This window comes from Algoriphagus alkaliphilus (genome assembly GCF_900103735.1).
GTDB classification, from domain to species: Bacteria; Bacteroidota; Bacteroidia; order Cytophagales; family Cyclobacteriaceae; genus Algoriphagus; species Algoriphagus alkaliphilus.
On the sequence record NZ_FMXE01000035.1, the window covers coordinates 30840 to 52355 of the forward strand.

At 40.1% G+C, this 21516-nt stretch carries 24 protein-coding genes, 1 rRNA gene and 1 pseudogene; 13 read left to right on the forward strand and 13 right to left on the reverse strand.

Annotation, left to right across the window (positions count from 1 at the left end; all coding sequences use genetic code 11):
• The first annotated feature begins 203 nt into the window (after positions 1–203).
• Together dnaK and BLQ81_RS18535 are read left to right on the forward strand one after the other, a co-directional pair.
• The gene (gene dnaK / locus BLQ81_RS18530; RefSeq protein ID WP_092733431.1) at positions 204–2117 is read left to right on the forward strand and encodes a molecular chaperone DnaK; all 1914 of its coding nucleotides are present in this window, start codon (positions 204–206) and stop codon (positions 2115–2117) included.
• 126 nt (positions 2118–2243) lie between these two features.
• A complete protein-coding gene (locus BLQ81_RS18535; protein WP_092733503.1) occupies positions 2244–2618 on the forward strand; it encodes a co-chaperone GroES in 375 nt (124 codons plus the stop codon).
• A 30-nt stretch (positions 2619–2648) separates the two neighbouring features.
• Here the strand turns inward: BLQ81_RS18535 and BLQ81_RS18540 are convergent, their stop codons facing one another.
• From BLQ81_RS18540 to rocD, 7 genes and pseudogenes are all read right to left on the reverse strand, one after another.
• Complete coding sequence (locus BLQ81_RS18540; protein ID WP_139183674.1) at positions 2649–3011, reverse strand: hypothetical protein; 363 nt, start codon at positions 3009–3011, stop codon at positions 2649–2651.
• A 294-nt stretch (positions 3012–3305) separates the two neighbouring features.
• Positions 3306–4481 (reverse strand): porin, encoded by a 1176-nt coding sequence (locus tag BLQ81_RS18545; RefSeq protein ID WP_092733438.1) that lies wholly within the window; start codon positions 4479–4481, stop codon positions 3306–3308.
• Positions 4482–4593: 112 nt separating this feature from the next.
• Positions 4594–5889: an ammonium transporter gene (locus tag BLQ81_RS18550; protein WP_245693308.1), complete on the reverse strand. Its 1296-nt coding sequence runs from the start codon at positions 5887–5889 to the stop codon at positions 4594–4596.
• A 518-nt stretch (positions 5890–6407) separates the two neighbouring features.
• Complete coding sequence (gene hemB, locus BLQ81_RS18555; protein WP_092733443.1) at positions 6408–7373, reverse strand: porphobilinogen synthase; 966 nt, start codon at positions 7371–7373, stop codon at positions 6408–6410.
• 120 nt (positions 7374–7493) lie between these two features.
• Positions 7494–8705: pseudogene (locus BLQ81_RS18560) on the reverse strand (porin).
• A gap of 398 nt (positions 8706–9103) precedes the next feature.
• Positions 9104–9757 (reverse strand): HAD family hydrolase, encoded by a 654-nt coding sequence (locus BLQ81_RS18565; protein ID WP_092733446.1) that lies wholly within the window; start codon positions 9755–9757, stop codon positions 9104–9106.
• A 75-nt stretch (positions 9758–9832) separates the two neighbouring features.
• The gene (gene rocD, locus BLQ81_RS18570) at positions 9833–11104 is read right to left on the reverse strand and encodes an ornithine--oxo-acid transaminase (protein ID WP_092733449.1); all 1272 of its coding nucleotides are present in this window, start codon (positions 11102–11104) and stop codon (positions 9833–9835) included.
• 72 nt (positions 11105–11176) lie between these two features.
• Between rocD and BLQ81_RS22385 the strand changes: the two genes are divergently transcribed.
• The 11 genes from BLQ81_RS22385 (at position 11177) to BLQ81_RS18620 (ending at position 16530) form a co-directional block, all read left to right on the forward strand.
• Complete coding sequence (locus BLQ81_RS22385) at positions 11177–11332, forward strand: DUF5522 domain-containing protein (protein ID WP_175454277.1); 156 nt, start codon at positions 11177–11179, stop codon at positions 11330–11332.
• Between the two features lie 99 nt (positions 11333–11431).
• Positions 11432–11674 (forward strand): 50S ribosomal protein L28, encoded by a 243-nt coding sequence (gene rpmB / locus BLQ81_RS18575; RefSeq protein WP_092733452.1) that lies wholly within the window; start codon positions 11432–11434, stop codon positions 11672–11674.
• Between the two features lie 32 nt (positions 11675–11706).
• Positions 11707–11889: a 50S ribosomal protein L33 gene (rpmG, locus tag BLQ81_RS18580; protein WP_009036148.1), complete on the forward strand. Its 183-nt coding sequence runs from the start codon at positions 11707–11709 to the stop codon at positions 11887–11889.
• A 37-nt stretch (positions 11890–11926) separates the two neighbouring features.
• Positions 11927–12079, forward strand: coding sequence for a DUF4295 domain-containing protein (locus tag BLQ81_RS18585; protein WP_092733455.1), 153 nt, complete (start codon positions 11927–11929; stop codon positions 12077–12079).
• A 93-nt stretch (positions 12080–12172) separates the two neighbouring features.
• Positions 12173–13129, forward strand: coding sequence for a signal recognition particle-docking protein FtsY (gene ftsY, locus BLQ81_RS18590; protein ID WP_092733458.1), 957 nt, complete (start codon positions 12173–12175; stop codon positions 13127–13129).
• 118 nt (positions 13130–13247) lie between these two features.
• The gene (locus BLQ81_RS18595; RefSeq protein ID WP_092733461.1) at positions 13248–14096 is read left to right on the forward strand and encodes an SPFH domain-containing protein; all 849 of its coding nucleotides are present in this window, start codon (positions 13248–13250) and stop codon (positions 14094–14096) included.
• 3 nt (positions 14097–14099) lie between these two features.
• A complete protein-coding gene (locus tag BLQ81_RS18600) occupies positions 14100–14585 on the forward strand; it encodes a hypothetical protein (RefSeq protein WP_092733464.1) in 486 nt (161 codons plus the stop codon).
• An 11-nt stretch (positions 14586–14596) separates the two neighbouring features.
• Positions 14597–15091, forward strand: a complete 495-nt coding sequence (locus BLQ81_RS18605) for a hypothetical protein (RefSeq protein ID WP_092733466.1) — start codon at positions 14597–14599, stop codon at positions 15089–15091.
• Complete coding sequence (locus tag BLQ81_RS18610; protein ID WP_092733469.1) at positions 15081–15257, forward strand: Arc family DNA-binding protein; 177 nt, start codon at positions 15081–15083, stop codon at positions 15255–15257. The genes BLQ81_RS18605 and BLQ81_RS18610 overlap by 11 nt, the downstream gene beginning before the upstream one ends.
• A gap of 48 nt (positions 15258–15305) precedes the next feature.
• Entirely contained in the window at positions 15306–15665 is a 360-nt protein-coding gene (locus BLQ81_RS18615; RefSeq protein ID WP_092733472.1) for a hypothetical protein, read from the forward strand.
• A 100-nt stretch (positions 15666–15765) separates the two neighbouring features.
• Complete coding sequence (locus tag BLQ81_RS18620) at positions 15766–16530, forward strand: class I SAM-dependent methyltransferase (protein ID WP_092733475.1); 765 nt, start codon at positions 15766–15768, stop codon at positions 16528–16530.
• On the opposite strand, the gene BLQ81_RS18625 is transcribed toward BLQ81_RS18620, so the two are convergent.
• The 6 genes from BLQ81_RS18625 to rrf all read right to left on the reverse strand — a co-directional run bounded on the left by BLQ81_RS18625 (position 16527) and on the right by rrf (position 21320).
• Positions 16527–17489, reverse strand: a complete 963-nt coding sequence (locus BLQ81_RS18625) for a glycosyltransferase (protein WP_092733478.1) — start codon at positions 17487–17489, stop codon at positions 16527–16529. The two genes, BLQ81_RS18620 and BLQ81_RS18625, sit on opposite strands and share 4 nt — an antisense overlap.
• On the reverse strand, positions 17489–18451 hold the full coding sequence (locus BLQ81_RS18630) for a glycosyltransferase family 2 protein (RefSeq protein ID WP_092733481.1): 963 nt from the start codon (positions 18449–18451) through the stop codon (positions 17489–17491). Before BLQ81_RS18630 ends, BLQ81_RS18625 begins: the two co-directional genes overlap by 1 nt.
• A gap of 3 nt (positions 18452–18454) precedes the next feature.
• Positions 18455–19003: a DUF4199 domain-containing protein gene (locus tag BLQ81_RS18635; protein WP_092733484.1), complete on the reverse strand. Its 549-nt coding sequence runs from the start codon at positions 19001–19003 to the stop codon at positions 18455–18457.
• Between the two features lie 7 nt (positions 19004–19010).
• Positions 19011–19484: a DUF4199 domain-containing protein gene (locus BLQ81_RS18640; RefSeq protein WP_245693309.1), complete on the reverse strand. Its 474-nt coding sequence runs from the start codon at positions 19482–19484 to the stop codon at positions 19011–19013.
• Between the two features lie 31 nt (positions 19485–19515).
• The gene (locus tag BLQ81_RS18645; RefSeq protein ID WP_317042037.1) at positions 19516–20490 is read right to left on the reverse strand and encodes a dihydroorotase; all 975 of its coding nucleotides are present in this window, start codon (positions 20488–20490) and stop codon (positions 19516–19518) included.
• Between the two features lie 718 nt (positions 20491–21208).
• Positions 21209–21320: ribosomal RNA gene (gene rrf / locus BLQ81_RS18650) — 5S ribosomal RNA — on the reverse strand.
• Positions 21321–21516 lie beyond the last annotated feature (196 nt).

Here is a 21516-nt window from a genome sequence, read left to right on the forward strand (position 1 = left end):
TTGCATGTAATCGTATACTTTTCCAAAGCCTGCCAAATTCGGCAAGTTCATTTTTTCTAAAAGTGACAATTCGATTTTTTTATTCGAAATGCAATGGCAGTTTGACTGACAATCTGGCACCAAAAAGGCCATTTTCTCCAGTGGCACATGCCTTGAAGAAAGGGGAATGTACAATAAATGCAACTATCTAAATCTATATAACAATGGGAAAAATTATAGGCATTGACTTGGGTACCACCAACTCCTGCGTAGCCGTAATGGAAGGTAACGAACCCGTAGTCATTCAAAACAGCGAAGGAAGAAGAACCACCCCTTCAATTGTGGCTTTTCTTGACAACGGAAACGGTGAGCGAAAAGTAGGTGATCCCGCAAAGCGTCAGGCTATCACTAACCCTGCAAATACCATTTCCTCAGTAAAGCGATTTATGGGAAAGAAATTCTCTGAAGTTTCAGCTGAGAAAAAGCATGCATCTTACAAAGTAGAGCAAGGAACAAACGATACTGTTGTCGTAAGAATCGGCGACAGATCCTATACGCCTCAGGAGCTTTCTGCGATGATTCTTCAGAAAATGAAGAGCACTGCTGAAGATTTCTTGGGACAAACTGTTACTGAAGCCGTCATCACAGTTCCCGCATATTTTAACGACGCAGAACGTCAGGCCACCAAAGAGGCCGGACAAATTGCAGGTCTTGAAGTAAAGCGCATCATCAACGAACCTACGGCAGCTGCTTTGGCATACGGGATGGACAAGAAGCACCAAGACATGAAAATCGCAGTGTATGACCTTGGCGGTGGTACCTTCGATATTTCTATCCTGGAACTTGGCGATGGCGTTTTCGAAGTAAAATCTACCAACGGTGACGTTCACTTGGGTGGAGACGACTTTGATCAAGTAATCATCGACTGGCTGGCTAATGAATTCCAAACTGAAGAGCAAATTGATCTAAGAAATGATCCAATGGCACTTCAGCGTTTGAAAGAAGCTGCTGAAAAAGCTAAAATCGAGCTTTCCAGCTCTGCTTCTACTGAAATCAACCTGCCATATATCACAGCAACCCAAACGGGACCAAAGCACTTGGTTAGACAATTGAGCCGTGCAAAATTTGAGCAGCTATCTGAAACCTTGGTAAGAAGATCGATGGATCCTTGTATCAAGGCCTTGAAAGATGCAAATATGACTGCTGCTGATATCGACGAAGTCATCTTGGTGGGTGGTTCTACCCGAATCCCCAAAATCCAGGAAGAAGTTGAAAAATTCTTCGGAAAGAAGCCGTCTAAGGGTGTAAACCCTGATGAGGTTGTGGCAATTGGCGCAGCTATTCAAGGTGGTGTATTGACCGGTGAAGTGAAAGATGTGCTTCTATTGGACGTCACTCCACTTTCTTTGGGAATCGAAACCATGGGTGGCGTATTCACCAAACTGATCGAGTCCAACACCACTATTCCTACCAAGAAATCAGAAGTATTCTCAACTGCTGTTGACAATCAGCCTGCCGTGGATATTCACGTGCTTCAAGGTGAAAGATCCTTGGCTAAGGACAACAGATCCATTGGAAGATTCCAACTTTCTGATATTCCACCTGCACAAAGAGGCGTTCCGCAAATCGAAGTTACATTCGACATCGATGCTAATGGTATTCTGAATGTATCTGCAAAAGACAAGGGAACTGGAAAAGAGCAGAAGATCAAAATCGAAGCTTCTTCTGGACTTTCACAGGACGATATCGAACGAATGAAGCGTGAGGCGGAAGCCAATGCGTCTTCTGATAAGGCCGAAAAAGAAAAAATCGAGAAGTTAAACCAAGCTGACAGCCTAATTTTCCAAACTGAGAAGCAGCTGAAAGAATATGGGGACAAACTTTCCGGTGGAAACAAGGCTAACATCAGTTCGGCTTTGGAAGCATTGAAATCCGCGCATGGATCCAAAAATCTTGAAGGTATCGATGCTGCAATGGAAAACTTGAACAAAGCTTGGGAAGGTGCTTCTCAGGAAATGTACAATTCCACCCAAGGTACTGGTGCACAGCCGGGACCTGATGTCAATGCAGGTGAAGGAACTGCCGGAGACGGGGTTTCGGATGTAGACTATGAAGAAGTAAGCGAAGACAAGAAGTAATCCAAGCTAAACCAATAAGACGGCACCTTTTTTCGGATTGGTGCCGTTTCTTTATTTAGAGCCAGGAATCTAGTATTTTATCATCAAGACTCTTGGCTCTTATTCTTGATCCAATTCAAAAATAAGATGCGACTTACAGCAGAAAATAAATTGAAGAAACTAATTGTGGTGGGTGACCGGGTTTTGATCAGGTTAATAAAACCAAACGAGAAAACCGGTTCCGGACTTTATCTTCCCCCCGGAGTGCAGGAAAAAGAAAAAGTGCAGCACGGATACATTATTAAAGCTGGGCCTGGATATCCTATTCCGATGCCTGTAGAAGATAGTGAGCCATGGATGGATCAGGAGGAAAAAGTTAAGTATGTTCCACTTCAGGCAAAAGAGGGGGACTTAGCCATTTTTCTTCTCTCAGGGGCTCATGAAGTAATTTATGAAGGCGAAAAATATTTTATCGTATCCCAAGGAGCTATTTTGATGCTGGAGAGGGAAACAGAACTATAAAAAAAGCCCGGTTCGGGCTTTTTTTGATTGTTAGTGAATCCAATTTTTCTTTGGTTTCATAGACTTAGGCTCCTCATAGCTTGCCTTAGAATCAACTTCTTTGGGTTTTTTATCCCATGGATTTCTATTTTTAGCTTGAAGTCCTTTTGGGTTATCGATTGTGTCTCGGAAACCAATTTTAAGCTTTGATGCAGGTTCACTCATCCATACTTCGGTATTCTTAGCAGCTGGGCCTTGCAAGGCAGAAGGGTGGGACTCATGAACCAAAGTGATTTTTGGCCCTTGAACTGTTCCAACTGGTGCATTTTTAAACTTAGGTCCCATCAACATATCTTGGGAAAACGAAAGTGTAGAAATGAGGAATGCGGAAATAAACAGGGTCAACTTTTTCATAGCTGTACATTTGGGTAGTACAAAACTATACTGATTTTTGAAACCTAGGGTTTCAAAAATCAGTTGATTTAGATCAAAAAGACCCTCAAAAAGCAAATATTGTTCTTATTTCATGTTTTAACAGATAACAGACAGCATTTAATTCTGACCCGATAATTTCTAAATTTTCAATTTTCAGAGAATTTTCGTCTTTATAACAACCTAAATTAATTCACTTTTCATAAAAAATAAAAAACCGAGGTGAAATTCACCCCGGCTTTAATTTAACAATAGACCCTGTTTAAATTTTCAATATTAAAAGGCAAAAACTGCAGCCAATAGGAATGAAGCCAAGCCTTTACTTCCATTGAGATTTTTATTTACGAAAAATTCTTCTTTCATGCTATCTAATCTAAGCTCTGGAATCAAGGTCAGGTTGCCCCCAACTTTGATATTCCCAGAAAGAGTTGCTGCAAATACGCCCCCATCTCCAGTTATGGGACTTAATCCCACTACACCTTCCAATCCATTGTTGAACACACTGAAGTATTCTCCACGGAACCCAATTCCAAACTTATCTGAAGGCTTGGTCTGTAAATATCCAGCAAATCCATAAAAGCCAGCTCCATCGCCATTAACATTCTGAATGTCAGATCCTGTAAAAAACTCACCGGAGCTCGTCGTATTGTAAGTGGTATTGAAACCAAGATAAAACTTATCGGACAGATCAAACCCAGTGGTCAAATCCACCTGGAATGTTTTTCCTAAAGAAGACTGATCCGTGATCAACGTACCATCATTGCTCAATTTGCCATCTTGATCGCCATACACAAAATTCAGGTAGGTACTACCTGCATCACTTGAATATCCAAGCTGGGCCCCGAGCGTATAGGTACCTATTAGGTTAAACTCAGTCATATCTGTCGGATTCATCACAGCAGCAAGAAAAGAGAATTTGTCAGAAAGCTGAAAATTCGCTTTCAATCCAGTGTGGGAGAATGGCCCGTAAGAAAACATGTATGAGGTAGAATAATTGAAATTGGCCGTTGGAGAGATAACCTCGTATCCAAGGAAAGTATTGAAATTACCCATAGTGAGCGTGACTTTGTCAGACACATTCCAATAGACATACAGCTGATTGACGATCTGGGAGCTTCCTGCCATTCCTCCGCCATAAAGCGGAGAACCAAAAACAGCATCCTCACCTCTTGGGCCAAATACTAAGTCAGCAACGGCACCAACCTTTTTACCCTGATACGTCGCGATGATATTGGCCATACCCAGTGAAAATCCCGGAAGATTCCCAAAAGAAGAAGCTGGGGCTTGGAAGCTTTCTCCTTTGTTGGGAGCATTAAGATTTGTTCGGTAATAAGCATCTACTGAACCGGATAGTGTCAGAGAACCGGACTCTTCAATAGTCTCTTCTTGAGCGAAAGCATTTTGAAATGTGGATAAAACCACACATAGTATTAGTAGGAATAAATTTTTCATTTTAATTTTGAGTGTTGGTGAATGATAGAGTTGACCAATAGATCCCCAGTCTGGCCGAAAGAGAGTCGCGTTTTTTTCTCCAGGCGGGGGTCTTTTTTATTTAAATAAGGGACTATTCGTCATAGACGATGGTATAGCCGCGGATTCCGTGTTCGTGAGAATCCAATCCGCTTTTCTCGTGTTCTTCGGAAACTCGGATACCTATTGTCACTTTTAAAATGTAGAAAATCAGGAATGCTGAGCCAAAAGCCATTGCTCCGCAGACTGCTACACCTATTAATTGAGCTAAGAACGAATGGTCAGGGTTAGATGAAAATATACCCACGGCTATAGTTCCCCAAACTCCACAAGTCAAGTGAACAGAAACTGCACCTACCACATCATCGAGTCTCAATTTGTCCAAGAAGACAGCGGAAAGTACCACCAGAATTCCGGCCACAAAACCAATCAATAACGCTGCCGCAGGAGTAAACACATCTGCACCTGCGGTGATCCCCACCAATCCCGCCAAGATTCCATTAAGAAGCATTCCAAGATCAAGTCTTTTGAAGGTAAAATAGGCAGTGAAAAACCCTCCCAGACCGCCGGCACATGCGCCTAAAGAGGTGATAACCAATACAGAAGAAACTAAGGCAGGATTAGCGGAAAGAACAGATCCCCCATTAAAGCCAAACCACCCTAACCAAAGCAGGAAAACTCCTATCACAGCCAAGGGCACGCTAGCTCCTGGCTTCTCTACAGTTTTGCCATTTACATATTTACCTATTCTCGGGCCTACCAAAATCACTCCAGCCAAGGCACCCCATCCACCCACTGAGTGGACTAAAGTACTACCTGCGAAATCATAAAAGCCCATATCGTCAAGTACTCCTCCGCCCCATTTCCAGCTGCCGATCAAGGGATAAACCAAACCGACAAACAATAAAGTAAAGATCAAATAGGCCGAAATTTTTACCCGCTCGGCGATAGCCCCGGATACAATCGTAGCAGCTGTTGCAGCAAACATAGCCTGAAACAGAAAGTCTGTCCAATAGGTATATCCTCCATCGGCATACCCAGAAGTAACATCTGCATCAATAGGAGAAAACCAGAACATGTTCCAACCGGCGGAGTCGAAGCTAAACCAACCTGGCACTTCAAAACCCGGATACATGAGGTAAAATCCTACTAAAGCATAGGACACAATTCCGATAATTGGGGTGATTGTGTTTTTGAACATGATATTGACTGTGTTTTTGGCCTGGCCAAATCCAGTCTCTACCCCTGCAAATCCAAGGTGCATGATAAACACCAAGGCAGTGGAAAGCATCATCCAAACATTATTTGTCGTCAGTAGATTTTGAGAAATTTCTAAGGCCAAATCCGGGGTTGCGGCCAAATCTTGGGCCAACAGGGTTGCGAAAGACATCATAGGTTTTAGGTTAAATTTTGAACGTTTTCAGAATTTAAATAGGTTTGATAGCTAAATATTGAATCGAATTTAATTATAAAAAAGGCATAAAAACAAACTGTTTTTTTTTGTTTTATCATTTTATTAAGCTTTTTGATATGTTTTTTGAACCTTTTTTTACATTTTTTTCATTTAATTATCTTTTTTAGACTTTTTTTCTAACCATATAAATGAAAAAATAATATTTGGCAAATCTTTATGAAATTTTATGAAAACGATTACGAAAACCGCTAAACAGCGGCATAAAACATCAAATGGCTTTTTTTTAAAATTATATTCTGATTTTATCCAATTTTTAGAATTTTAATTCATTTAACGAAATTTATGAAAAACATAATTTCAATTTTTTTGGATTTTTTTTACCCTAAATTTATTTTTTGACTCTATAAATTGAAAATAGATGGCTCATATTTAACCAAAGAGCAAAAAAAAACCCGATTGAATCGGGTTTTTGATTAAATAAGTAAGCAATAGACTTATTTTAGCCGTGCAAATTCTTTTGCAAAGTATGTGAGGATGATTTTCGCACCCGATCTCTTGATGGAGAGTAAGATTTCGAGCATTGCACGTTCAGAATCCAACCAACCTTGTGCTGCCGCAGCCTTAACCATACTGTATTCGCCTGAAACATTATAAGCAGCCACTGGAACAGGATAATTATCACTCAGGAGTTTAATGATGTCCAAATAAGACAAGGCCGGTTTCACCATCAAAAAATCTGCCCCTTCTTCCATATCCAAATCTGCTTCAATCAAGGCCTCTTTTGAATTGGCCGGATTCATTTGATAGGTTTTTTTGTCACCGAATTTTGGGGCTGAATCCAAAGCGTCTCGGAAAGGACCGTAAAAAACACTTGCATATTTGGCAGTATAGGACATAATAGAGGTCTCATGGAATCCATTTTCGTCCAAAACATTACGGATAAATCCAACCCGACCGTCCATCATATCTGAGGGACCTAGGATATCCACGCCAGCATCTGCTTGTGCCAAAGACATTCTCCCCAGAATTTCAAGCGTTTCATCGTTGAGTATTTTGCCATTTTTCACCAATCCGTCGTGCCCATCACTGCTGTAGGGATCCATGGCAACATCTGACATCAGGCAAATTTCGGGAAATTGCTTTTTGATCTCTCGAAGAGTCCTGAGATAAAAAGTCTCAGGATTGTGGCTTTCCGTTGCCCTGGAGTCCTTGAGGGATTCAGGATAAGCTGGAAAAACATCAAAAGCGGATATCCCCAATTTCATACACTCCTCAATTTCCTTCAGCATGCGATCTTGGGAAAATCTGAAAATTCCAGGCATGGAACTGACTTCTGCCTTTTTTTTTGATCCATCAATTAAAAAAAGTGGAAATATCAGGTCTTTGACCGAAAGGCTGGTTTCTTCCACCAAACTTCTCACTGACTCAGATTTGCGGTTCCTTCGAGGTCTTCTTTGCATCATATTTTTTCAAGTATACAAAACCAAAGTTAACTATAGAGATTTGAACCATTGGCTGTAAAAACAAAAAATAAACCCTGTAAAATAGAGATGCTTTATTAGAGACTGGATTTCTTCCGATCAGAAATTCACTTGAGCCTGAATCCTGAGGAGGCTTCCTTTTTCTCTATTGAATGGATCCCTGGAATTTTGTGCGGAACGATCCGAAATCGTGTACATAGTGACCAATTCAAAAGCATTGTTAAACTGCCATTCCACTCCAATTTCCAATTCATTGATGCGATGTCGAGTGGCATCTATTTCAAACTTCTTTCCCCCAGAAAAATAATGATAGCGTGTAAAAGGGATAATTGCACCTTGTCCGGTTTTTTTCATGTTTGAAGCCAAGACATACCCACCCCTGATAGGCGCATCCCAGACATCATTCGTTTCTGGATTAAATTGAGGTCCTTTTCCCCAGTTGTATTCAGCCTGAAGTCCAAATGGCTGCGGATAGATCACAAAAGATGGCCCGTAACGAAGTTCTTGAAACTCGTCTTGATCAAAATCAGTATTAACATTTCGATTTACTATATACTTGCCGGTATATCCCTGAAACGAGGCTTCCAAAAACTGCCCCGTTGGCAACTCAAAAGGATATGTTATCCTGGAAACAATATTTAGATTCTTATTTTTATCAAGTGCATTTGGTTCTTGTCCATTATATACACCCAATCCAAATACCCCATAATCGCCTGAACCCTTTTATCCTGAAGACACCAATTGACTAAATCGCTTACGGATGTGTTGTGGGGCGTAGTAAAAAAACACTCCCGATTCCCGCTCATTCGGCACTGCTGAATTCAAACCATCATTTCGATCCAAGGGAATCCGGTTTTGACTTGATTGCATGTTTTCAAAACCAAAAGGAACTTTGGATTGCCCAATTCGAATTCGGAATTCTTGTTTTTGATCGAAGGCAACATCAAAATATGCATCTCGGATTTGAGCAAGGTTACCTCCTCCAGAGGCAAAGTCTGGTTGGATGTAAAAATAAACCTGTGGATGAAATTGACCATAAAAAATCAGCCGAATTCGACGAAAGAAAAACCCTCCTCCATCTCCTCCCCAAGATTTATCACATTGATCGCATTTGAGATTAGGATTTGTCTCCAAAAGCCCGCTATACCTGAATTGGACATACCCTCTCAGTTGAATACGATCATACCATTCTACTTTAGCTGAAGATTCAGCCTTTTTAATCAGCAGCGAGTCCTCATCGGTACTCCTTGCAAAAGCACTTATTGATAACATTGTCAGGATGACAAGTGCTGCAGCGAAGCGGATTCGCATACGGGAAAGATTTTAAATTAATAATTGCACAGCAAGACAAAGGCCGCACTGCAACATGTACTAAAAGTGAATCAGGGTTTATCAATCCACTAATTGAACTAAAAAAATTATGTATTTTTTCATTTTCTTCTCAAAAAATCTTAATGAAATTCAAGAAATGGACTTATTAATATGATTATACGCTATTCTGCCAGTAAGCAAATTTAATAACTCATTTGGGCCGGATGTCGGGTGTCCGATGTCCGATGAAGCCTAACGTTTGGTGTTTTTAGGTAATTTTAAGTCTATTCAAAAGCTACTGGCAAAGTTCCGTGCATACATACTTATTAATATTCTCCCAATGTTAAGTTTAATTGCAATGTTAAAAAATCTTGAATTTTATGTTACGCAATTTTGGATTATTCCAATAACGTTGCTACCCTGCTAATCTCCAAGCCGGTATAATCTCTGATGTAAAAATCACAAATCGGTAACTCCTCAATGGAATGGGAAGACAGGACTCCAACAACTTTCATCCCGGCATTCTTTGCAGCGCTCACGCCAGAAAAAGAATCCTCGAAAACCACACACTGACTCGAATTAAGTGAAATGTTTTTTGCTGTTTTCAAATAAACCTCGGGATCAGGCTTGTGCTTGCTGACATGCTCACTGGCAAGTGCGGATTCCAAATGAGGAAATAGATCCAATGTTCCTGCAATCAGTTCAAGATTGGCAAATGGCGCAGAAGTGGCTACAGCAGTTTTGAAGTCACCATTTCTCAATTCATGAAAAAACTCCAAAAATCCGGGGATGGGAATTACATGATGTTGGTAGATTTCACGGAAAAGACTTTCCTTTTCAAACTCAAGGTCAAGCAATTCCTGCCCTTCAATTTTTCTGCCCAGAAAATGACTTAAAATGTAGCCGTTATTTTTCCCGTACATGTGAAGCATAAATTCATCCTCTGTCGGGAATAGATTTCGCTTTTCAAAGAAGATTTTGAAGGCTTGGGAATGAAATGGATTCGTGTGGCAAATGACGCCATCCATATCGAAAATTACTGCTTTGGACATCGGAACTTTATTAATTAAAAGGTTGCCTTTGTTAATTAGCAAAGGCGACCCCAAAGATGGTAACGGGAAACCTATTTATTTATTAAATTCAGGAATTACTATCTCGATGATATCGCAACACTCATGAAGCTGCTCTTCTGTCATAACCAATGGTGGGGCAAACCGGATGATATTCCCATGGGTTGGCTTTGCCAAAAGTCCATTCTCAGCAAGCTTCACACAGATATTCCAAGCTGTAGGGCTCTCTGGAGAATCATTGATCACGACCGCATTGAGTAGTCCTTTACCGCGAACCAGTTTGGCAATTGGGTTTTTGTCCACCAATTTCTGCATCCGCTCACGAAAGATAATTCCAAGCTTACGGGCATTTTGGGCCAATTTTTCATCTCTAACTACTTCAAGCGCCGTCATAGCTACTTTAGCCCCAAGTGGATTTCCTCCAAAAGTTGATCCATGTTGCCCCGGCTTGATGACATCCATTATTTCCCGATCGGCCAATACGGCGGACACGGGATAGAATCCTCCTGAAATAGCTTTTCCCAGAATCAAAATATCAGGTTTGGTATAAGTTTCTTGCTTTTCGCAATGCCCTTCGCAGGTGCAATTTCCACACACCGCAAGCAAGGACCCGGTTCTTGCAATTCCCGTCTGAATTTCATCGGCGATGAACAGAACATTTTGAGCAGCACAGGCTTCTTTTGCTTTTCTTAAATAACCTTCCTCCGGAACATAGACACCGGCTTCACCCTGAATCGGTTCGATCAGGAAACCTACAACTCCTTCAATTTTCAACGCTTCTATAAGTGCGTCTAAATTATTATAAGGTATACGGATGAATCCGTCTGTAAATGGCCCAAAATTTTTACGCGCATTGGCATCATTGGAAAATGAGATGATTGTAGTCGTTCGTCCATGGAAATTATTTTCAGCAACAATGATTTTTGCTTGATTTTCAGACACTCCTTTTCGCTCATAGCCCCACTTTCTGGCCAGCTTTACTGCAGTTTCAACCCCTTCAGCGCCTGTATTCATAGGCAAAACCATGTCGAATCCAAAATACTCCGTAATGTACTTCTCAAATGGCCCAAGGATGTCATTATAAAAAGCCCTTGAGGTTAGTGTCAATGTGCCTACTTGCTCAATCATGGCATTTTTGATTCGGGGATGACAATGTCCCTGATTGACCGCCGAATAAGCAGATAGAAAATCAAAGTACCTTTTACCCTCAACATCCCAAAGGAAGACACCTTCTCCTCTAGTCAAGACTACCGGCAATGGATGATAATTATGAGCCCCGTATTTTTCCTCGAGTTGTATTGCTTGCTTACTGGTAGAAATGGTATCCATGATTTCGTTATTTTTACGCGATATTGAAAAAGATAAGACTCTCAAATATAGTAATTGCCTTTTGGCAAATCCATGAAACAAGGAAAGAACCCTTTACCAAAAGTAACGGAAGAGGATTTTTATATTAACGAGCAAGGCTTAATGGTTTTTACGGAAAAATACCATCTCAAAAGGGGCTTTTGCTGCGGAAATGGATGCAAACATTGTCCATTCACAAAAGGTAATTGAAATAGGGAATTATTTTAAAACTGCTTGTTGTTAATTCCCGAAAAGTTCCGATATTTGCAGACTCATTACAGAAACGCATCCAATTTACGATACTATATCATGGCAAAAGTTTGTGACATTACCGGAAAAAGACCTCAAGTAGGTAACAACGTGTCCCATGCAAACAACAAAACCAAGCGTAGATTTTACCCAAATCTTCACAAGAAGAGCTTCTACGTACCAGAGGAAGACGCTTGGATTACTTTGAAAGTTTGCTCCAAAGCATTGAGGACAATCAATAAGAACGGTATCACCGCAGTTTTGAAAAAAGCTCAGGATACGGGTATGATTGTTATTAAATAATCAAAGTCACAGTCCCTTAAACCAATACAGAGATGGCTAAGAAAGGAAATAGAGTACAAGTGATTATGGAATGCACAGAGCATAAAAATTCAGGCATGCCAGGTACTTCAAGATATATCACAACAAAAAACAGAAAGAACACAACTGAGAGATTAGAATTGAAAAAATTCAACCCAATTTTGAAGAAGGTTACTGTTCATAAAGAAATTAAATAATTTAGCTCGGAAGTAATTCCGCTTAAACGACAAAGAAATGGCTAAGAAAGTAGTAGCAACTCTAAAAAAAGAAGGTGGCGTAACTTACGCCAAAGTCATCAGAGCAGTAAAGTCTGATAAGACTGGCGCTTACACCTTCAGAGAAGAAATGGTTCCTTCCACATTGGTGCAAGAGACCTTAAAAAAATAATTGAATAGAGCATCCTAATGCACTAAAAGTCCCTCTTGGTAATTAATCAGGAGGGACTTTTTCATTATATTCCACTTTTAATAATAGCACCTCATGGGAATCTTTGGGTTTTTCTCAAAAGAAAAAAAAGAAAGCCTCGATCAGGGACTTCAAAAAACCAGTGAATCCATTTTCTCCAAGCTAAGTAAGGCTGTCGTCGGTAAATCCCAAGTCGACGAGGAAGTACTCGATCAACTGGAGGAAATCCTCATCACCTCAGACGTAGGTGTGGACACTACAATCAAGATCATCCGAAGAATAGAAGAGCGGGTAGCCAGGGACAAATACCTGAATTCTTCCGAGTTGGATGTAATCCTTAGAGAGGAAATAGCTTCGCTCCTTGAAGAAAATAATACCCAGGATCTTTTGGATTTTGACATTCCTTCTGACAAGAAACCCTACGTCATCATGGTGGTGGGAGTCAATGGAGTGGGTAAAACAACTACCATCGGAAAGCTGGCCAATCTTTTTAAAAATGCAGGAAAATCAGTAGTGCTTGGCGCCGCTGACACTTTCCGTGCCGCCGCTGTAGATCAGCTGATTCTCTGGGGTGATCGCGTGGGTGTACCGGTGGTTTCGCATGGAATGAATATCGATCCTGCCTCAGTGGCATTTGATGCCGTCAAACAAGGGATGGACTCAGGCGCTGACATCGTCATAATTGATACAGCGGGAAGGCTACACACCAAAGTCAATCTGATGAATGAATTGAGCAAAATCAAACGGGTGATGCAAAAATTTATCCCGGATGCGCCTCATGAAATTCTATTGGTGTTGGATGGTTCGACAGGACAGAATGCATTTATTCAGGCAAAAGAATTCACCAAAGTGACTGAGATCTCTGCTTTGGCTATCACCAAACTTGACGGCACAGCCAAAGGAGGAGTTGTAATCGGAATTTCCGACCAATTCAAAATCCCAGTAAAATACATCGGTGTGGGTGAAAAAATGACGGATCTTCAGCTATTTAACCGAAAGGAATTTGTAGACTCCCTCTTTAAAAAGAAATAAAATCTTTCCCCACTATTCAAATCCTCTGCATGGCCAGGGGATTTTTTTTTGCTTGGAGTTGATCTATTTGATAAAAATTTCGTAATTCACAATGATATCATTTTAACATCATAATTATATGGAAAAAGTCATCAAACCCGCTTCAGGCTACATCTATCTTTTCATGGCTTTAGCCGGAATCGCAGCCTCTATTTACCACTTTACCCAAGAGATGGCCATCGTGGGAGGTATCCTCCTATTTTTGTCAATTATCTGTATACCGGGGTTCTTTATTGTAGAGCCTAACAAAGCACTGGTGATGCTCTTATTCGGCGAATACAAAGGAACAGTGAAAGCTCACGGTTTTTTCTGGGTGAATCCCTTTATGACAAAAAAGAAGATTTCTCTTCGAGTAAGAAACTTTGAAAACAAGCCTGTCAAGGTGAATGACAAGATCGGAAATCCAGTCATGATCGGCACAATCGTAGTCTGGCAGGTACAAGACACTTTCAAAGCCACCTTTGATGTGGAAGATTATGAAAACTTCGTTCACTTACAAACTGACGCAGCAGTCCGAAAAATGGCAGGAAAGTATCCTTATGACGATTTTGAGGCTGAGAATGCAGAAATTACCTTGAGATCTGGAGTCGAGGAAGTCAACCACTCCCTTGAATTGGAAATTTCAGAACGACTGGAACATGCCGGTATCAAAGTAATTGAAGCCAGAATTTCTCACTTAGCATACTCCTCAGAAATCGCATCCGCCATGCTCCAGCGACAACAAGCGACAGCTATTGTTGCAGCACGCCGCAAGATTGTAGATGGAGCAGTTGGCATGGTAGAGATGGCACTACACGACTTGAAAATGAAAGACATCATTGAATTTGACGACGAGAAAAAAGCGGTGATGGTCTCTAACTTAATGGTAGTCCTATGCTCTGACAAAAGTGCAAGTCCAGTGCTAAATGTAGGAACACTAAATCAGTAAAATATGGTAGTGACAGAATCCCAAAGTTTCCGTGGAAGTTGGATCATCTGGGTAGTTCTAATGTTAGAACTACCCACCTTGGCTCTAATTTCAGTCTTTTATTTCACGGGGAAACTGGGTGAAAATGGTTGGATACATCTCTTGATTGTTGCTGGGATTATGGGAACTATAATTGCCCTTCTTCTGAATATTCGACTCGAAATACGAATGGATCATACTACCCTGTCATTTAAAAATCCACCATTTATGAATACGTGGAGAATACTAAAAAAGGAAGATATCCGCTATATACAAGTGAAAAAATCGGATGGCATGATGGAATATGGTGGACTGGGGGTACGCTTTTTGGGTAAAACCAGAGCTTACATTTTCTTGTCAGATCAGGTACTTATTGCAGAAACAGACAAACGAAAGTATGTTTTCAGTACACATAAGTCCGATCAATTTCAAAAAATCATTGCGAGCTGGGAATCAGAAAATTCCAATTAAAACCAATATTTATGGCAGCATATATTTTCAAGGAGACACAACAATTCCGACAAGTCTGGATTTGGGCCATTTTATTAGGTGTAACTGGGCTTTCCATTTGGGCTCTGTTTTGGGGAAATCCAACCAAACCTTCGAATGGTTGGGAAAAGGCATTACCCCTTTTAATTTTATTTTTGGTGAATGGACTTTTCCTTTCTTTAAAACTCATAATCAAAATAGATCAAAATACTTTAAGATTTAGTTATTTTCCATTTGTCAGCGAAAAAAAATATAAATTCGACGACATCATATCAATGGAGTTAATCGAGTACAATTCATTATTCAAATATGGTGGATGGGGCATTCGATACAACTTCGATTCCTGGGCTTATAATGTGAGGGGAAACCATGGAATAATGGTAAAGACACTTAAGAGAAAATTTCTTTTAGGTACCCAAAAGCCCGAGGAGGCCCGTAGAGCAATCGAGCAATTCAAAAACTACAAACTCCAATCCTATGGCAGCTAAAAAAGCATTTGCTCTCCGTCTGGATGAATCAATGATGAAAGCAATTGAAAAATGGGCTGCAGATGAATTTCGTAGCACAAATGGACAATTGGAATGGATTATACGGGAGTCTTTACGGAAAGCTGGAAGGTTTCCAAAAGGAGATTCAATTGAACAAAAAGATTGATTTTAGGCTTATACGTTTAATTGATTATTGAATCTATTAAATTTGGACATGAGAAAACTAACTTTAATTTCTGGAATTGTTATTGCCTTGATTTTTTCTTTTGGGGTCACCCCATCTTTCGCCCAGTCTGAATCTCAAGTTTCAAAAAAGGAATTGAGAGAGGAAAGGAAAATACAGAAAGCCAAAGTAGACCTTGAAAAGTTAAGAATCAAATTGACTAAAGCCAAAGAAAAATACAACTCAAACCTGAGCAAATTTGAAAAGCGAAATTCCGCAGGAAAACTATCTCCAAATGCAGTTTCAAAAATCACAAAATCCTTAGAAAAGCAGCGAACAAACATCAATAAGCTTCAAAACCAGATTTCAAAACTTGAAAAATTTCTTCAGCAATCAGGTGAGATGATTTAACCTCGGATTTAAGGTCAAAAAGAGTTTTTCGGAGCTGGTATTTTATCAGCTCCGTTCTTTTTTAAAGGGAATACCTAACTTGCATCGCAATATAAACAGCATGAAAACCCTAATTAGCTTTGTAATTCGCTATATCCCACGCCCCATACTTCAGACAGTCAGCCCGCTGGTAATGAAGGTTCTCTCACAATTAAACAAAGGAAATGAGGTCGAATGTCCGGTATGCGGAAACCAGTACAAGAAATTTCTACCTTATGGGAGAATTGCAAGAGAAAATGCCCTTTGCCCCAACTGTCTGGCTTTGGAAAGGCATCGGTTGGTGTGGCTATTTTTGAAAGCAAAAACCGATTTTTTTTCCGGAAAATTAAAAGTGCTTCATGTGGCTCCCGAGCATTGTTTTATTGATCGCTTTGAAGCCTTACCAAATTTAGACTACATCACCGCTGATATCGAATCACCCCTGGCTAAGGTAAAAATGGATGTACATTCCATTCCATTTCCGGATAATTCTTTTGACGTGGTATTTTGTAATCACGTTTTAGAACATGTTGACGATGATATTTTGGCATGTTCTGAATTCAATCGGGTATTGAAACCGGGTGGATGGGGGATTTTGCAATCTCCTGTATATCCTCTTGAAAAAACAATTGAAGACAAAACCATCTCCGATCCTAAAGAAAGAGAAAGACTTTTTGGTCAACGGGATCACGTCAGGAAGTTTGGCAAAGACTACGCCGAACGACTTAGCCAATCAGGTCTTCAAATTGAAGAAAACCTTTTTGTAAAAGATCTTCCGACAACACAAGTAAAGCGATATGCTTTGGCACCGGATGAAGTGATTTTCGTATGCAGAAAAGGGGCTTAACCTCGGTAGAATTTTCTGACAAGTTCATAAACCAAGCCTGCGCCATAGCTGCAAAGCTGAATGACCGAAGTCATCCACGCCAAATCACCGACCACAATAGATTGATATTTCAAACTCGCTTGGTAAATTACTAATCCTGACCAAATCGCAAAAATAAGGACGTGGGGGATCAAAAATACCTGGACAAAAATTGCGTTGACCACAATTGAAATCAAAAACATCAGAAAAAAAGTAGGCATCCAATGCACGAGTTTGATGGCCTCGGGATGAAATCTAGAGACATTGACACGGTTTCGCCCAAATGAGAACGCCTGTTTGGAAAAAGATTTAAGCGTGTTTTTTCGTTTATGGTAGACAAAAGCTTCGGCCACCAATTCAAGCCTAAAACCTGCCTTTTTGATCCGAATACTCCACTCAATATCTTCTCCATGCTTGGGATCCAAAAAACCTCCGGTAGTTTCGAAAACTTTTCTGGAAACCCCCATGTTAAACCCACGGGCTTGATATTTGGAAGGATCTTTCAATTTCCCTCTTATTCCTCCGGTTGTCCAAAATGAAGTCATGGCGAAATCCATAGCTTTTTGAAGGTTTGAAAAATCTTCCGCCGCTGCATCAGGCCCCCCAAATGCATCCAGTTTTCTATCTGAAATGGCCTTGTCTAAATTCTTCAAATAATCAGGTGGGAGGATTACGTCAGAATCCAAAATGACGAAAAAATCTCCTTTTGCTTGAGTCATGCCAAAATTTCGGGCAAATCCCTGACCTTGATTTTCTTGGAAAAAATAACGGATGGTCAGCTCGGAATTAAATTTCATAGCCACCTGATCGGCTTTAAGGGATGATCCGTCCTCTATTAATATCACTTCAAAATCCTTGTAGGATTGATGAACCAAACTCGTGAAAAGTTCAAAAACCTCTGAAGGCCGATTGTAAACCGGTATAATGACTGAGAAATACATCAAAAATCAAAGTTGACTTCCTCATCGATTTTATATTCGATCTCCTTGGATTGGTTGGAAGTCATCAATTCAGCAATGAAACCCGTGACAAAAAGTTGGACACCAATGATTAATGCCACTAGGGCAAGAAAGAACAAGGGTTGATCAACAATTTCTCGGACTTTTAAGCCTTTGCTAAGGCCATAAATTTTTTCAAAAATCAGCCATGCAGTGATAACAAAGCCAGTCAGAAATGAAAGCGTTCCTAAAAGGCCAAAGAAATGCATGGGTTTTTTCTTATACCTGTGTACAAAAGAAACAGTGATCAGATCCAAAAATCCATTGAGAAAACGCTCCAAACCAAACTTAGAATACCCATATTTCCTGGGCTGATGTTGAACCACTTTTTCGCCAATTTTACCAAACCCATTCCATTTTGCGAGTAAAGGGATATAGCGGTGCATTTCACCGTAGATATGAATATTTTTTACGACCTTATTTCGATAAGCCTTAAGGCCACAGTTGAAGTCATGTAGCTGAATTCCTGAAATCCAACGGGTGACACCATTAAAAAATTTCGAGGGAATAGTTTTGGACCAGGGATCATGGCGCTCTTTCTTCCATCCTGAGACCACATCTAATCCATTTCCTGAAACCATCTCGTAGAGTCCGGGAATTTCATCCGGACTATCCTGCAAGTCAGCATCCATCGTGATCACGACATCACCCTGGGCACGACGAAATCCTGCATCTAAAGCAGCGGATTTACCAAAATTACGGGTAAAATTCAATCCCTTTAACTGGATGTTTTGAGCGGAAAGATTTTGAATCACTTCCCAAGATCGATCCGTGCTGCCATCGTTAATTAAAATCACCTCATAAGAAAAGCCGCGCTCATTCATCACACGGCTAATCCAATGAGTTAATTCCGGCAACGATTCTTCCTCATTAAAAACAGGAATAACTACGGAAATTTGAGTCATAGTTTAGAAATCGAGAGACTTGTCTCGCTTTTTGAGTATTGCACCCAAAATTAATGCAACTAAAGCATAAAAGATCAACAAAAAGCCAAAACCTTTAATTTGACCTATAACCGTAAAACTATCAGCTGTTGCTTTTCTCATTTCCTCAAGTTGAGCAGGTGGCAAAGCATCTGGATTTGCTCCAAAACTTTCCATAGTCTTCAAGCTTGTTTGAAATGCTTCATCTGCCAGCAACTGGGGAAGCGACGGATCAATTACTTGATATAAAAGGAGCATACCTATCAAACCTACAATTCCCGAGATGATCATAGCTATAAAACTAAAATTAAAGGCAGTTCCAAAGGTCATAAACCCGCCGATTTCAGTTCGGTATTGGGTTCCAAAGTAAATTAGGAGTACCGCCATAATCACTAATGATACAAGTCCAAACCAGCCAGAAGCCAACAGAGACGAATCAATAAAATAGGCCAGGTAAGTAATTGCCAGAGATATGAGACCAATTGTCAATCCTGGTTTTACTGCCGCTTGCATAGGTGTTTGTTGCTCTTCCATAAAAGAATTAGTTAGGATTTTTTCTTAAAATTATTGAAATAATAATACTAAAAAACATTCCGGGGATGATTTTCCAAAGTCCATCGTTTAGTGCGACGTTCCAAGGTGTCAAACCATTCATACTTAATTCAGTCGCATTGAACGAGGCTTCTCCCACTTGCGATATAATTAAATCCCTATTCTCCAATAGCAGTTCTATTTTCTGAGTTTTAATGACCTCAAATAAATCGGGAAAAAGAAGAAGTAGTGTCCATATCCCAATAGTTGACAAAATACCCAAAAGTGCATAAGTGACAAAACCAACTGTCATTCCTTCAGCGAAGGACAAATAGCCTGAGTTGGAATAATCTTTGAAAAATTTGATTGATAAAAAAATTGACACTGGGACTAGAAAATACCCAAAGACTAAATTTAAACTGGTAGGATCAGGATTTAAAAATGAAAAACAATAAAAGGCGATAAAACTCAAAATCCCGCCCAAGGTGCCAAATTGATAAGCAGTAATTAAGTACCTATTCATCTGCCTTGATTAATTGGCCTTTTTGAATGACATACTTCACTCTACCTTGAAGTTCCATTCCAAACCATGGATTGTTTGAGGATAATGACTTATTGCTTTTCTCGTTATAAAGCCATTTTTCCTCAGGATCGAAAATAGTCAATGAATCAGATAGTTTTCCTATTACCTTTTCCGGGCCTATTGTTATTTTTTCAATCAGAAGTTCCCAGCCAATTTCCTCAGATAGCTTTACCATTGCCGGAAGAAAGGTCTGAAGTCCCGCCATACCAAAAGCTGCTAAATCGAATTCGGCAAATTTAGAATCGAAATCATGAGGTTGGTGATTTGAAACAATTGAATCGATCGTTCCATCTTTAAGCCCCTTTATTAGTGCTTCTCTATCGTCATTACCTCTAAAGGGAGGTTTGACTTTGTAGTTAGAATCAAAGGTAACCAAATCACTGTCCGAGAATATCATTTGATAAATTGAAACATCTGCTGTCACTTTAAGTCCTTCTGCTTTTGCTTTACGTATTAATTCCACCCCTTTAGCTGTATTAACAGTTTGGAAATGCACTCTTCCGCCTGCATATCTTATGATTTCAAGATTTCGTTGAATAGCAACATCTTCAGCTAGATTTGGAATTCCTTTCATCCCGAGTTTTGTGGAAACCTCACCCTCGTGCATCTGTCCAAAAATCCCCAGGAGTGAATCGTAGGCATGATCAAACAGTATTCCATCGAATTTCTGGAGATATTGCAAGATCTTCATGTAGCGGTCAGAATTTGACAATGTTCTTATACCATCCCCAAAGAACCGAAGACCCGACTGGAAATGCATATCCAAAATCTCAGTTAGATCATCTCCGGTTGCATTTTTTGTAACCGCCCCCATTACTTGCAATTGAGACGAAAAAACCTTGGCTTTGTTTAAAACAAAGTCTACTTCATTCTTAGATTGAATGACTGGATCAGTATTGGGTAACACCAGAGCGTGAGCAAATCCGCTAACTGTAAGGGATTGACAAAGACTTTCTACAGTCTCTCGGTACTCCTGTCCAGGTTCGCCCAGTCCACAGCGAAGATCCACCCAGCCTTTGGAAGCAAAAAAGGAGGTGCAATCGATCTCAGTTTCAAAAATTATTGGATCACCATTAAGAACTTCCTGAATAAACCCATTTTTAAATATATAATTCAAAGGGTCAAGAATCACTCCTTCTTGGATCAATCTGAGGTTTTTAAGTAGTACCGCCATCAATTTGAGTTATGCTACAAAAGTGCAACAATAAAGTATAAAAAGAAATGTAAGGTTGATAAAACCTCTTTAATCAAAGTTTAAAGGGATTCACTTAAGAGGCCAATTTATCCTTGATCGAAGATAAAGCTGGAACGGATTTCGAAACCGAAAATCATTTGTTATATAGAAATAAAAAACGTACACTCACTTTGGGATATAATGTTCGGATTTCAAAAGTCTTCACTTAGCAAGGAAATTTCAGGATTATTCTAAAAAACATTAATTTATAGTTAGAGATTGGTTCCCATCAAGTTTTAATGCTTAGACGACTTTCTGATACTCTGACAAATGGATTAAACTTTCTTTCAGAACGTCGATACAAATCATTATCCAACAAGAACCTTCCCTTCAAAACATGGAGGGTTTAAACGCAAAAAAGCCTCCGGATTTCTCCAAAGGCTTTTGAATAATGTGGCGGCGACCTACTCTCCCGGGTGTAACCCCAGTACCATCGGCGCTGCAGGGCTTAACTTCTCTGTTCGGGATGGGAAGAGGTGGGACCCCTGCGCTAGGCCGCCTAAATTGGAAGACTTCAGTAGCTCGTATCAAGGATCAAGATCTCTCTTCTCTTGTCTAACTTCTTTTCGTCTAATGTCTTATGTCTTTAACATATTTGGTAGAAACTGTAACAAACGTAGCGTAAGTTTTTGGGCAATTAGTACTGCTCAGCTATGCCATCACTGACTTTACACCTGCAGCCTATCAACGTCATCGTCT